We start from the raw sequence: 12,705 nt of genomic DNA on the forward strand, positions 1-12,705 counted from the left end.
GCGACTCGGGCCAGGCGGAACCGATCACCGCCGGACCGTGGTCGGCGCCGTGGCGGAGCGCACGGGCGGTGAGGCGTGATGAGCGACCTGGGCCACGTGCTCATCCTCGCGGGAGGGCTCTCCTACGAGCGTGAGGTCTCCATCCGGTCGGGACGCCGCGTCGCGGAAGTGCTGCGCACTGCCGGTGTGGACGTGGAGACCCGCGACGCCGACGCCACTCTCGTGCCCGCCGTGCTGGCGGACCCTCCGGACGCGGTCTTCGTCACCCTGCACGGCGGCGCCGGAGAGGACGGCGCCATCCGCTCGGTGCTGGAGCTGCTCGACGTGCCCTACGTCGGCGCGACCCCGGACGCCTGCCGGGTCGCCTTCGACAAGCCCACGGCGAAGGCGGTCGTCCGCTCCTGGGGGCTGAACACGCCCGACTCGGTGGCACTGCCCAAGGAGACGTTCCACGATCTCGGCGCCACGGCCGTGCTCGCCCGCATCATCGACCGGCTCGGCCTGCCGCTCTTCGTCAAGCCCTCGCGCGGCGGCTCCGCGCTGGGCGCCTCCATGGTGCGCACGGCCGAGGAGTTGCCCGCCGCCATGGTCGGCTGCTTCGCCTACGGCGACACCGCGCTCATCGAGCGGTACGTCCAGGGCGTGGAGGTGGCGGTCTCCGTGGTGGATCTCGGCGATGGGCCGGTCGCCCTGCCGCCGGTGGAGATCGTGCCCGACCGAGGCGTGTACGACTACGCAGCCCGATACACGGCCGGACAGACGGAGTTCTTCGCGCCGGCCCGGCTCTCCCACGAGGCCACCGAGGCATGCGCGGGCATGGCGGTCGCCGCCCACACCGCGCTCGGCCTTCGGGACATCTCCCGCACCGACCTCATCGTCGACGCCGACGGCAAGCCGTACTTCCTCGAAGTGAACGTGGCCCCAGGCATGACGGAGACCTCTCTGCTGCCCATGGCCGCGGAGGCCGCGGGCCGGGATCTCGGCACGCTGTGCAAGGGGCTCCTGGAGCTCGCCGCCGCCCGAGGCTGATCCGCCTTCGTTTCACGTGAAACACTCCCCTCCAGGCTCACCTGGAGGGGCGGCTCAACCGCACGAGCCGCCCTTCTACGGGCGGCGGGGGCACAGGCGAGGCCGCTCGATCCAATGGCCCGGTGACAGTGCGGTGCCCTCTTGCGCGAGACAGCCGCCCAGGAACCACGCCGATGGAGCGTGCAAGCTTCTCGGCAGGGACCGGTCGGTGCGCCGTGCGGTGAGCAGGACGCGCGCAGGGGTGGCGTCCACTCCACCCGCTCTGGGTCTTCGCTGCGGTCCTCGCACCCTTCCGCTCCGCTCCCTCCACCCGGTGACACGGGGGCACCGTGGCGGGTTGAGGTCCGCGCGGTCCCTGTGGCGGCGTCTCCGGCCATCCCACGTGCTCTCCCCCACGGCCGCCTACACTCCCGGCGGCCGTTCTGCCGCCGCGGCCGGGAGTCGCATCTGCCTCATGCGCTGGGTGCGCCGGATCACGACGTCGGCGTCGCCGGCCTAGGAACTCTCCAGGCTGGCGAGGCGGCCCATGGCAATCACGGCCATCCGCGTCGGGGCGGCATGGGTCCCCAGTCGTGGTTGTCAGTCGGCGCCGAGCTCCATGGCTGCCTGCTCCATGGCTGTCCGCTTCACGGCTGCCTGCTCCAGGGCTGCCTGGTCGAGGAGCTCCTCCTCGGTGGAGGTGTCCCCACGAGAGGCGATCGCCTTGGCCCCGCCCTCGGGGGCATCGCACCGATCAACCCGGTCGACGCCGCGTGGGCAACCCGGATCAACGCCGGCTACCGCAGCCGCCGAGACTGCCGAGCCGCCGGCCTCCTGTGGCCGTCCAGCCATGTGGGCGCCACGGCCATCCGGCTGCGCAGCCGAAAGGAGCACAACGAGGCGTGCGTGGGTCGGCGATGAAGTCGGCGATGAGGCTCGCGCAGGCTGTCTTCAAGCGAACGGACGCGAACCTGCCCGCAGTGGGAACGTCGCAGGGCCTCACTTACCAGGCACTGGGCGCGATGTTTCACGTGAAACCTGCGTCAGGTCGCGGGTACGAGCGCAGGCCCTGCGGTCAGTCCGCCGTGATGCCCCGGCTGCGCATCGCGTGGGCGGCATCCGGCGCCATCGTGTCGATGATGCGCTCCAGGTCGTCGATGGTGGAGAACTCGACCACGATGCGCCCCTTACGGCTGCCGAGATCGACCTTCACCTTCGTCTCGAAGTGGTCCGAGAGGCGGTCCGCCAGGTCGCGCAGCGCCGGGGCGGTCGGCTTCTTCGCCCGAGGCTTGCGTGGAGCCGGCCCCGCGGTCGCCTCACCCAGAGCCACGATCTCCTCGACGGTCCGGACCGACAGCCCCTCGGCCACGATCCTGGTCGCCAGCCGCTCCTGGGCCGCGGGGTCGTTCAGCGTCAGCAGCGCCCGGGCGTGCCCGGCGCTGATCACCCCCGCCGCCACCCGCCGCTGCACCTCGGGAGGAAGGTTCAGCAATCGCAGGGTGTTGCTGATGTGCGAGCGCGACCGTCCGACCTTCCTGGCGAGCACCTCGTGGGTGGCTCCGAAGTCGTCCAGGAGCTGCTGATAGGCCGCCGCCTCCTCCAGCGCGTTCAGCTGCTCCCGCTGGAGGTTCTCGATCAGCGCCTCACGGAGCATCTCGTCGTCCTGGGTGCTCCGGACGATCGCGGGGATGCGGTCGAGGCCGGCGATCTGCGAGGCGCGCCACCTCCGCTCCCCCATGATGAGCTCGAAGCGGTCGTCCTCCACGGCGCGGACGACGACCGGCTGCAGCAGGCCGACCTCCTTGATGGACGCCGCGAGCTCGTCGAGCCGGTCCTCGTCGAACACCTCTCGCGGCTGCCGTGCGTTCGGGGAGATGGAGCCGACCTCGATCTCCTGGAAGTAGGCGCCCTCGACCGGACGCAGGCCCACCGCCTGCGTCCCCGGCACGGTCGCCTGTGAACCGGGAGGTGGAGCGCTCGCGGCGGACGCCGGATCGACGATCGGTCCCGTGGGGATCAGAGCCCCAAGTCCCTTGCCCAGTCCCCGACGCTGCTGGCTCACCGCTGCTCCTTCATGCCCGCACCCGCACAGAAGCCGGTGCCCAGCGACTCGGGGTCACTGGGCACCAGCACGCACACACCAGGAGAGAGTACCGCTGCGAAGCCCTGCCATGAGTCTCCACGCATCCGGCTGTGCACACCCCTTCCGCCAGATCCCCGTGTGTGGGTCAGGCGTACGGAGCGGGGCGGGCGGGCGCGAGGACCGCAGCCAACGCCCAGACCCGGCGGCCCCGCGGGTTGACCGGAGCGGGCTTCGCGAAGACCGGAGTCTCTGCCCGGCGCAGTGACGTCCCCGGCGAAGCCGTGAATGTCCCAAGCCGTGACGCGCCGAATCAGGACGCCGGCGTGTGCGGAGGCCGTGACGCCCAGCCCACGTCCTCGTCCGCACGCCGCAGTCTCTCCCGCCGTCCATGCCGCGGCGCCTACGCCAGGATCGCGGCTCCGTCAGGCGCCGGTGAGAGCCGCAGCGCGATAGGCGATCTCACGAGCGGCGCCCATGTACGCCAGTGCCCCGCTCGATCCCGGGTCGTACGTCATGACCGACTGGCCGTAGCTGGGAGCCTCGGAGACGCGGACGCTCCTGGGGATGACGGCGTCGAGCACGGTGTCCCCGAAGTGGGAACGAACCTCCTCGGCCACCTGAGAGGCGAGGCGGGTGCGCCCGTCGTACATCGTGAGCAGGATGGTCGAGATCGACAGCGTCTGGTTGAGGTGTGCGCGCACCAGTTCCACGTTCTGCAGAAGCTGGGTGAGCCCTTCCAGGGCGTAGTACTCGCACTGGATGGGAATCAGCACCTCCTGCGCCGCCGCCATGGCGTTCACCGTCAGCAGGCCCAGCGACGGCGGGCAGTCGATGAGGATGTAGTCGAACTCCATCGCGTCGAACGAGGCGAGCGCCCGCCGCAGACGGGTCTCCCGGCCGACCATCGGAACCAGTTCGATCTCCGCACCCGCAAGGTCGAGTGTCGCCGGAGCGCAGTACAGGTTGGGCATGTCGGGGACCGGCTTCACGATCTGCGACAGCGGCATGTCGTCCACGAGGACCTGGTACACCGACGGCATCCCCGACCGGTGCTCGGTCGCCAACGCCGTGGACGCGTTGCCCTGCGGGTCGAGGTCGACCACGAGAACGCGCTGATCGTGCATGGCCAACGCCGCCGCGAGGTTGACGGCCGTGGTGGTCTTCCCCACGCCGCCCTTCTGGTTGGCCACCGTCATCACGCGACACCGGGAAGGCCGGGGCCAGGCCCCCTCGTCGCGCGTCGAGTAACCGACGGAAGGCGCAGCCGCCTGCGGGGGCGTGGCGGCTGTTTCACGTGAAACCACAGAACTCAGTGCCTCTCGTACCAGCGGCGAATCGCCAGAGTTAAGGGGGGTCTGGGACACGGTCGTCGTCCTTTCGACCGGCGAGACAGGGGGACGAGGCCAGCCCACCCCGGAGGACCGGCCTGCTGTCGCGATCTCCCAGCGTAGGGGGAGCCGAGTCTCCGGCCAACCCAGACCCGCTGTCACACCGCCTGATCCGGCGTCCGCCACCGGTTCACCTCTTTCGTCGCCTCCGCGTGTCCGTCCGCGGAGACCGTCCGGCGACGACGCGAACGAGGGTCGCGGGCGGCTCGACCCTACCGCGCCCCACTGTGACCAACTCGACGTGCCTCACGCCGAACGAATCCAATTGGGGACGGGCGGCGTCCAGCTCCTCCTGTGCCCGCTCCCCCTTCATCGCGAGCAACTCCCCGCCCTCGTGCAGCAGCGGCATCGACCACGACAGCAGACGGTCGAGCGGCGCGACCGCCCGCGCCGTCGCCACGTCGAAGACGCGCTTGCCGGCGAGCTCCTCGGCCCGCCCGCGCAGCACCTCCACGTTGTCGAGCTTGAGCGCCTCGACGCACTCCGACAGGAAAACGGTGCGGCGCAGCAGCGGCTCCAGCAACGTCACCGTCACATCGGGCCGGACGATCGCGAGCACAAGGCCGGGCAGGCCGGCGCCCGAGCCGATGTCGATCAGAGTCGAGTCCGGCGGGACCGCCTCCTCCACGACCGCGCAGTTCAGCAGGTGCCGGTCCCAGATGCGGGGCACCTCGCGCGGTCCCAGCAGTCCCCGCACCACGCCCGGCCCGGCGAGCAACTCGGCGAACACCCGGGCCCGCTCCAACGCCTCACCGGTGAAAATCTCCCGGGCCACCGGGGGCGCCTCGGGCAGCTCGTTGCTCTCCGTCATCACTCACTCATCCAGGAACGCTCTTGGCCAAGGGTAACCGTCCTTCCCCTTCGGCGACGGCCGGCCGTACATCCGGCGGTGTGGACCCGGCCGAAGGAGAAGGGCGAGGAAGGGACGTACAGGACGGAAAAGCCGCCGGTCCCTTAGTCGGGACCGGCGGCTTCCCCGCGTCGGAACTGTGAAAAGCGATCAGGCGGGCAGGACCACCACGAAGCGGCGGGGCTCCTCGCCCTCGGACTCGCTGCGCAGGCCCGCCGCGGCGACCGCGTCGTGCACGATCTTGCGCTCGAACGGCGTCATCGGCTTGAGCGCCTTCGGCTCGCCGGTGCGCTTTACGTCGTCGGCCGCCGCGGCGCCCACCTTGGTGAGCTCGGCGCGGCGCCGCTCCCGATAACCGCCCACGTCGAGCATGAGCCGCGAACGCTCCCCCGTCTGCCGGTGCACGGCCAGGCGCGTCAGCTCCTGCAGCGCCTCCAGCACCTCCCCGCCTGGGCCCACGAGCTCGTCGCCCTTGATGCCGACGATCGAGACCACGGCGCGGTCTCCCTCGACGTCCATGTCGATGTCGCCGTCCAGGTCGGCAATGTCGAGCAGGCCCTCCAGGTAGTCCGCCGCGATCTCGCCCTCCTGTTCCAGGGCTTCGATGTCGGGAGCAGGCTTGAGGGTCTCCTCAGCTTCGGTCACGTCCGGACTCTCCTTCTCCTACGACTTCTTGCTGCCGGTGCGCTTGCTGCGGGGCTGGCGCGTCGGCTGCTGACGGACGATCTTGGGGGCGGGTTCCGGCTCAGGCTCCGCCGCCGCCTTGGGCTTTCCCACCAACTTGGTGAAGATGCCGTTCGTCGGCTCGGGGGTGGTGATGTTGCCCTTCTCGTCCACGACCGGCATCGGGTGACGGCTGTAGAACCAGTGCTGCTGGCCGAGTGTCCACAGGTTGGTGGTCACCCAGTACAGGATCAGACCGAGCTGGAAGTTCAAGCTGAAGACGGCGAACAGCGGCGAGATGTACATGAGGATCTTCTGCTGCTGCGCCATGGGGTTGTCCGGCATCTGCGCCACCGAGCGCTTCACGCTCTGCCGGACGGTGAGGAACGTGGTGCACGAGCTGACGGCCACAAAGCAGGCGAGCACGATCTTCGTCATCAGCGGCTGGGCGCCGAGGCTCCTGATGACCTCAGCGCTGTCGAAGAACTTCGCCGCCAGTGGCGCGCCGATGACATGCGCGGCACGCGCGCTGTTCACCAGCTCCTTGGTCATGCCGAAAACGGCCCGGTCCTCGGCGATGGCCCGCAGCACGGTGAACATCGAGATGAAGATCGGGAACTGCGCGACGATCGGGAGGCAGCCCCCGAGCGGGTTGGCGCCCCCCTCTTGGTACAGCCGCATGACCTCCTGGTTCATGCGCTGCTTGTCGTTCTTGTACTTCTTCCGCAGCTCCTGGACCTTGGGCGCCAGCTCCTGCATCTTGCGCGACGAGCGCATCTGCTTCATGAAGAGCGGGAAGATCAGCAGACGCATCAGCACGGTCAGCGTGATGATGGTCAGCGCCCAGTTGAGACCGCTGCTGGAGGGGATGAAAGTGCTGTAGCCGGCGTGGATCTGGGTGATCACCCAGGCCACCGCCGTATACAGCCAATTCAGGAATGGCAGCTCCACCGAGCTAGCTCCCTTGCGTTTCGTCGTGAGACCGGACTCGGCGTGGGGGCACCGGGTCGAAACCTCCAGGATGGAACGGGTGACACCGTCCGATTCGCCTGACGGTCAGCCATACCCCGCGCGCCGCTCCATGAACGGCGACGGCTTCCAGACCATAGGCACTGCAGGACGGCTCGAACCGGCACCTCGGCCCCAGCATCGGGCTGATGAAGGCGCGGTAGAACCGGATGATCGCGAGCAGCACGCGAGCGACCGGCCCGGTCGCGGGCCGATCGGCCTCCCCGGGCACCACAGCCGGGGTCGGTTGCTGCGCTGTCATGACCGTCCATCCGTCGGGGTCCGGGAATCGGACCCGCGCCGCCGGAGTAAACGACTCAGCGCGACGTCGAGTTCGGCGGCCAGGTGCTCGCTACGCGCGGACGCGGCCGGTGGATTGGCGCGTACCACCAGAAGGCTACCTCTCGGCAGCAGTGACAGGCGGCTCCGCACGAGGTGTCTCAACCTGCGCCTGACCTGGTTCCGCACGACGGCGCCACCGACCGCCTTGCTCACGACGAAGCCGACCAGCGGTGGCTCGTCGGCGTCACGCAGGTTCAGGTGTGCGACCAGCGTCGGACGTCCGGCGCGCCGCCCACGGCGAATCGCGTCGGCGAACTCGTCACCCCGCCGCATGCGGGACGCGGACGGCAGCACCGGGCCTTCCTCGACGTATGGCCGCCCGCTCCGCTCGGCACGGGCGGGCGGCGTCTGATGGTCAGACCGTCAGCTCGGCGCGGCCCTTGCGGCGGCGCGCGGCCAGGATGGCGCGGCCGGCCCGGGTGCGCATGCGCAGCCGGAAGCCGTGGGTCTTCGCGCGGCGACGGTTGTTCGGCTGGTAAGTACGCTTGCTCACGAGTGGGCTCCAGGCTTCAGGTACGTCCGCGGCGTTCCGCGGGCGCGGTACATTCCATGGTCACGGCTCGTCAGATGCGCGGGCATGCGAAATAGCCGTCGCGTGATTAGCCGACCGGGACACGTTACGGGCCCACCGTACGTCAGGTCAAACCGGCACACGTGACGGCAAGCGAGTACGGCGAGCGACCATGGGCCGTTAGGCTGTGGACAACGCCTTGAACGCAGGTTGCGCATACCGCTACCGTCGGCCGTCCGGCCCTTCCCCTCATCAGCGTGAATGTGCCCGGGGAGGATGCACGGGCTGTGCACATCATGTGGATCATATGTGGATGGCAGCCGGACGAGGACCGGTGCGGCGAGGCGCGCAGGACTGAGAAACGACACGGATCGCGGCGGGCGAGCGGGGCCGCGTAACGAGAGGAGGGGCCGAGCCATGGAAGGCGTCGATCTCAACGCTGTATGGGCTCGGGCGCTCAGGACCCTGCTCGACGAGGGCGTCTCGGGGCAGCAGCGCGCGTTCCTCCAGATGACGCAGCCCTCCGGCCTCATCAACGACACGATTCTCCTGGCGGCCCCCAACGACTTCGCCAAAGAGGTCATCGAGGTACGACTGCGCCCGCTGATCGTCCACTCGTTGTCGCAGGAGCTCGGCCGCCCTGTGCGGATCGCCGTGATGGTGGATCCCGGCGCCGGTCTGCCCGCCGCTTCGGACCCCTCCGTGGCGCCGCCGGCCGACCATCGCCCACAGGCGCCGTCCACAGATTATCCACAGCCCCGTCCTCAGGCTCCGCGCTTTCCCTTAGCTGAGGACGGCCCGATCCATCGTGAGGCTGAGCCGCACGGGCCGCACTATCCACAGGGCCAGCAGTATCCACAGCCTCCGCAGCACATGTCCCCGCCGGACCACCCGCAGCGGCACGGCGGCTACTCCCCCGAACCGCCCGCCGCGCCCAAGCCCGAGCCGGTGCCGGGCCCTGTGTCCGGTCCTGTGCCCGGCGGCCCCGGGCAGAACCGCTGGGACGCCCGCGGCGGCCGTACCTCGGGCGAGCCGGCCCGGCTGAACGCCAAGTACACGTTCGAGACCTTCGTCATCGGCGCCAGCAACCGCTTCGCGCACGCCGCCGCGGTCGCGGTCGCCGAGGCCCCCGCCAAGGCGTACAACCCGCTGTTCATCTACGGCGACTCCGGGCTGGGGAAGACCCACCTGCTGCACGCGATCGGCCACTACGCGCAGAGCCTGTACGACGGCGCCCGGGTGCGGTATGTGAGCTCCGAGGAGTTCACCAACGACTTCATCAACTCCATCCGCGACCACAAGGCCGACGGGTTCCGTTCCCGTTTCCGGGCTGTGGACATCCTCCTCGTGGACGACATCCAGTTCCTCGAGGGCAAGGAGCAGACGCAGGAGGAGTTCTTCCACACCTTCAACACCCTCCACAACGCCAGCAAGCAGATCGTCATCTCCAGCGACCGGGCGCCGAAGCAGCTCGTGACGCTGGAGGACCGGCTGCGCAACCGGTTCGAGTGGGGGCTGATCACCGACGTCCAGCCGCCCGAGCTGGAGACCCGCATCGCGATCCTGCGCAAGAAGGCGATCCAGGAGGGCCTGGCCGCTCCGCCCGACGTGCTGGAGTACATCGCCAGCCGCATCGCGACCAACATCCGCGAACTCGAGGGCGCGCTCATCAGGGTCACCGCGTTCGCCAGCCTCAACCGGCAGTCTGTGGACATCCAGCTCGCCGAGATCGTCCTCAAGGACCTCATCAGCGAGGACGCGAGCCCGGAGATCACCATCTCCCTCATCATGTCCACAACCGCCGAGTACTTCGGTGTATCGCTCGACGACCTGTGTGGAAGCTCACGCTCGCGCGCCCTGGTCACCGCCCGCCAGATCGCCATGTATCTGGCCCGCGAACTGACCGACCTGTCGCTGCCCAAGATCGGCCAGCAGTTCGGCGGACGCGATCACACGACCGTGATGCACGCGGAGCGTAAGATCCGGTCGCTCATGGCCGAGCGGCGCTCGATGTACAACCAGGTCAACGAGCTGACGACACGGATCAAGCAGCGGGCACGCAACGCTTAGTACACAGCTGTGGATAACTCTGTGGATCAAAAATGCCGCCCTCGGCGGCGGCTCCGTCGCGTTACCCCCACCCTCTCCGGCCCGCCAACGCGCCGTCCCCACTTGGGGACAACTTTGGGGAGAACCTGGGGATGGTTTGGGGAATACTCGTGGACGACCTGGGGACGCCCTGTGCGTACTCGTCACACGCAACTCAGCTGTCCCTTTTACCCCGTGGACAACCGGTGGAAACCTCGTGGATTACTCGTGGACAGAGGGCCCTCCGGCTGGGGAACGGGTGTGGGGACAGCGGGGCCGCCCACAGTCCACAGGGGGTCCGTCCACGTTTCCCCCACACCGGCAGTGGATGAAGCAGCTCCGCTGAGCTGCGAAAATGCTCGACATCCACATATCCACACTGCCTAATAAGACGACTTGTATCTCTCTCCCTAAGAACTCAAGAACCATAGAAGGGGTTCTGGAGGCACACAGGTGCGGGAGAGTGAAGACTTGACGAAGCAGCGACACCCAGGAGGCTGATCCACGTGATGTTCCGGATCGATCGCGACGTGCTCGCCGAGGCCGTGGCGTGGACGGCACGGAGCCTTCCGGCCCGTCCCTCGGTGCCGGTGCTCGCCGGCATGCGGCTGGAGGTGACCGACGACCAGCGGCTGAAGCTCTCCGGCTTCGACTACGAGGTCTCCGCCGAGGTGACCCTCGACCTGCAGACCGGAGAGCCGGGCGTGGTTCTCGTCTCGGGCAAGCTCCTCGCCGAGATCACGCGCGCGCTCCCCGCACAGCCGGTCGAACTGGTTGTGGACGGCGCCAAGGCCGTCGTCACCTGTGGCAGTGCACGGTTCACACTTCTCACCATGCCTGTGGAGGACTACCCCTCCCTGCCGGCCATGCCGCCCGCCGCCGGACGGGTCGGCAGCGACGTGTTCGCCTCCGCCGTCGGCCAGGTGGCCGTCGCGGCGGGCAAGGACGACACCCTCCCGATGCTCACCGGCGTACGGATGGAGATCGAGGGCGACACCGTGACCCTCGCCGCCACCGACCGCTACCGCCTCGCCGTACGCGAGCTCAAGTGGCAGCCCGAGCAGCCCGACTTCCAGGCCGTGGCGATGATCCCCGGCCGTACGCTGGCGGACACCGCCAAGGCGCTGGGCGGCACCGGCGCGGAGGTCGAGATCGCACTGAGCTCGGCCGGCGGCACCGGCGAGGGCATGATCGGGTTCTCCAGCTCCGGCCGGCGGACGACGACCCGGCTGCTCGACCCCGAGTTCCCCAAATACCGCTCGCTGCTGCCCACCGAGTTCTCTGCGCGCGCCGACCTGTCCACAGCCTCGTTCGTGGAGGCCGTCAAGCGCGTCGCGCTCGTCGCCGAGCGCAACACCCCCGTACGGCTGGCCTTCCGGGGCGGAGAGGTCGTCCTGGAGGCCGGCAGCGGAGACGAGGCGCAGGCCGTGGAGGCGCTGCCGGTCGAGTTCGACGGCGACGAGATCAACATCGCCTTCAACCACCAGTTCCTGCTGGAGGGCCTCGGCGCGATCGACTCCGACGTCGCGCGGCTCCAGTTCACCACGCCGACCAAGCCGGCCATCCTCACCGGCGGCAAGCCTGTGGACGACGGGGGCAGCGAGGACTACCGCTACCTCATCATGCCCATCCGCCTGTCCAGCTGACACGGCCGGAACACCCCGGGCGTACGATCTCCTGCGGGCATGGACCCCTGACGTAGGGGTACGCGTGCCTCGTGGACGACGCAGACGTTGAGGGGTGGCTCAGATGCAGATCGGCATGATCGGGCTCGGCAAAATGGGCGGGAACATGGCCGAGCGGCTGCGGCGCGGCGGCCACGAGGTCGTCGGCTACGACCGCGATCCCTCCATCAGCGACGTCGGCAGCCTGAAGGAGCTCGTCGAGAGGCTTCAGGCGCCGCGCGCGGTCTGGGTCATGGTCCCCGCGGGGGCGCCCACGCGGAGCACGGTCGAGCAGCTGCGCGACCTGCTGTCGGACGGTGACATCGTCATCGACGGCGGCAACTCGCACTACCTCGACGACCAGCGGCACGCGGCCGACCTCGGCACCCACGGCATCGGCTTCGTCGACGTGGGCGTCAGCGGCGGTGTCTGGGGGCTGGAGTACGGCTACGCCCTGATGACCGGCGGCGAGGAGGAGCACATCCGCCGGCTCATGCCGATCTTCGAGACGCTCAAGCCCGAAGGCGAGGACGGCTTCGTCCACGCGGGCAGCGTGGGCGCGGGGCACTTCGCGAAGATGGTCCACAACGGCATCGAGTACGGCATGATGCAGGCCTTCGCCGAGGGCTGGGAGCTGCTGGAGGCCAGCGACGTCGTCACCAACGTCCCCGAGACGTTCAAGAGCTGGCGGCACGGCACGGTGATCCGGTCCTGGCTGCTCGACCTGCTGGTGCGGGCGCTGGAGGAGGACCGCGACCTCACCGAGCTGAAGGGCTACGCGGAGGACTCCGGCGAGGGCCGGTGGACGGTCCAGGCGGCCGTGGACCACGCGGTGCCCCTGCCGGCCATCACGGCCGCGCTGTTCGCCCGCTTCTCCTCGCGCCAGACCGACTCCCCGGCGATGAAGATGGTCGCGGCGTTGCGCAACCAGTTCGGCGGGCACGCGGTCGCCTCGGTCGAGGGCCAGACCGGCAAGGGCGCCGACGCCCCCGGCGCCGACGTCACCCCGCCGGTGGAGGCCGAGGGCTGACCAGCGGCCGGACCTCGGCGTCCACGCCCGGCCCCGGCTTCGTCCACACGCATGTGGATACCGGGCCGCA

The 12,705-nt window shown here is 69.4% G+C and carries 12 protein-coding genes; 4 read left to right on the forward strand and 8 right to left on the reverse strand.

Annotated features, from left to right (window positions below; all coding sequences use genetic code 11):
• Positions 1-78: 78 nt before the first annotated feature.
• Positions 79-1,029 carry a D-alanine--D-alanine ligase family protein gene (locus BXA11_RS29835; RefSeq protein WP_076439877.1) on the forward strand — a complete coding sequence of 317 codons (951 nt, stop codon included), beginning with the start codon at positions 79-81 and terminating at the stop codon, positions 1,027-1,029.
• Positions 1,030-2,083: 1,054 nt separating this feature from the next.
• On the opposite strand, the gene BXA11_RS29845 is transcribed toward BXA11_RS29835, so the two are convergent.
• The 8 genes from BXA11_RS29845 to rpmH form a co-directional block, all read right to left on the reverse strand.
• Positions 2,084-3,070, reverse strand: coding sequence for a ParB/RepB/Spo0J family partition protein (locus BXA11_RS29845; RefSeq protein WP_076439882.1), 987 nt, complete (start codon positions 3,068-3,070; stop codon positions 2,084-2,086).
• Between the two features lie 443 nt (positions 3,071-3,513).
• Positions 3,514-4,287 carry a ParA family protein gene (locus BXA11_RS29850; protein WP_197042656.1) on the reverse strand — a complete coding sequence of 258 codons (774 nt, stop codon included), beginning with the start codon at positions 4,285-4,287 and terminating at the stop codon, positions 3,514-3,516.
• A gap of 322 nt (positions 4,288-4,609) precedes the next feature.
• Entirely contained in the window at positions 4,610-5,290 is a 681-nt protein-coding gene (gene rsmG / locus BXA11_RS29855; protein WP_030508593.1) for a 16S rRNA (guanine(527)-N(7))-methyltransferase RsmG, read from the reverse strand.
• Between the two features lie 189 nt (positions 5,291-5,479).
• The gene (locus tag BXA11_RS29860; RefSeq protein WP_030508592.1) at positions 5,480-5,974 is read right to left on the reverse strand and encodes a Jag family protein; all 495 of its coding nucleotides are present in this window, start codon (positions 5,972-5,974) and stop codon (positions 5,480-5,482) included.
• 18 nt (positions 5,975-5,992) lie between these two features.
• A complete protein-coding gene (gene yidC / locus BXA11_RS29865; RefSeq protein WP_076439884.1) occupies positions 5,993-6,943 on the reverse strand; it encodes a membrane protein insertase YidC in 951 nt (316 codons plus the stop codon).
• Positions 6,944-6,947: 4 nt separating this feature from the next.
• The gene (gene yidD / locus BXA11_RS29870) at positions 6,948-7,262 is read right to left on the reverse strand and encodes a membrane protein insertion efficiency factor YidD (RefSeq protein WP_079314210.1); all 315 of its coding nucleotides are present in this window, start codon (positions 7,260-7,262) and stop codon (positions 6,948-6,950) included.
• Complete coding sequence (gene rnpA / locus BXA11_RS29875; protein ID WP_030508590.1) at positions 7,259-7,636, reverse strand: ribonuclease P protein component; 378 nt, start codon at positions 7,634-7,636, stop codon at positions 7,259-7,261. Before rnpA ends, yidD begins: the two co-directional genes overlap by 4 nt.
• 61 nt (positions 7,637-7,697) lie before the next feature.
• Positions 7,698-7,835, reverse strand: a complete 138-nt coding sequence (rpmH, locus tag BXA11_RS29880) for a 50S ribosomal protein L34 (RefSeq protein WP_015772801.1) — start codon at positions 7,833-7,835, stop codon at positions 7,698-7,700.
• Positions 7,836-8,270: 435 nt separating this feature from the next.
• On the opposite strand from rpmH, the gene dnaA reads away from it, so the two are divergent.
• From dnaA to gnd, 3 genes are all read left to right on the forward strand, one after another.
• On the forward strand, positions 8,271-9,923 hold the full coding sequence (gene dnaA, locus BXA11_RS29885; protein WP_076439886.1) for a chromosomal replication initiator protein DnaA: 1,653 nt from the start codon (positions 8,271-8,273) through the stop codon (positions 9,921-9,923).
• 524 nt (positions 9,924-10,447) lie between these two features.
• Positions 10,448-11,587, forward strand: coding sequence for a DNA polymerase III subunit beta (gene dnaN, locus BXA11_RS29890; protein ID WP_030508588.1), 1,140 nt, complete (start codon positions 10,448-10,450; stop codon positions 11,585-11,587).
• Positions 11,588-11,690: 103 nt separating this feature from the next.
• Positions 11,691-12,635, forward strand: coding sequence for a phosphogluconate dehydrogenase (NAD(+)-dependent, decarboxylating) (gene gnd / locus BXA11_RS29895; RefSeq protein WP_076439888.1), 945 nt, complete (start codon positions 11,691-11,693; stop codon positions 12,633-12,635).
• The last annotated feature ends 70 nt before the right edge of the window (positions 12,636-12,705 follow it).

The organism is Microbispora rosea, assembly GCF_900156315.1.
Taxonomy (GTDB): domain Bacteria; phylum Actinomycetota; class Actinomycetes; order Streptosporangiales; family Streptosporangiaceae; genus Microbispora; species Microbispora rosea.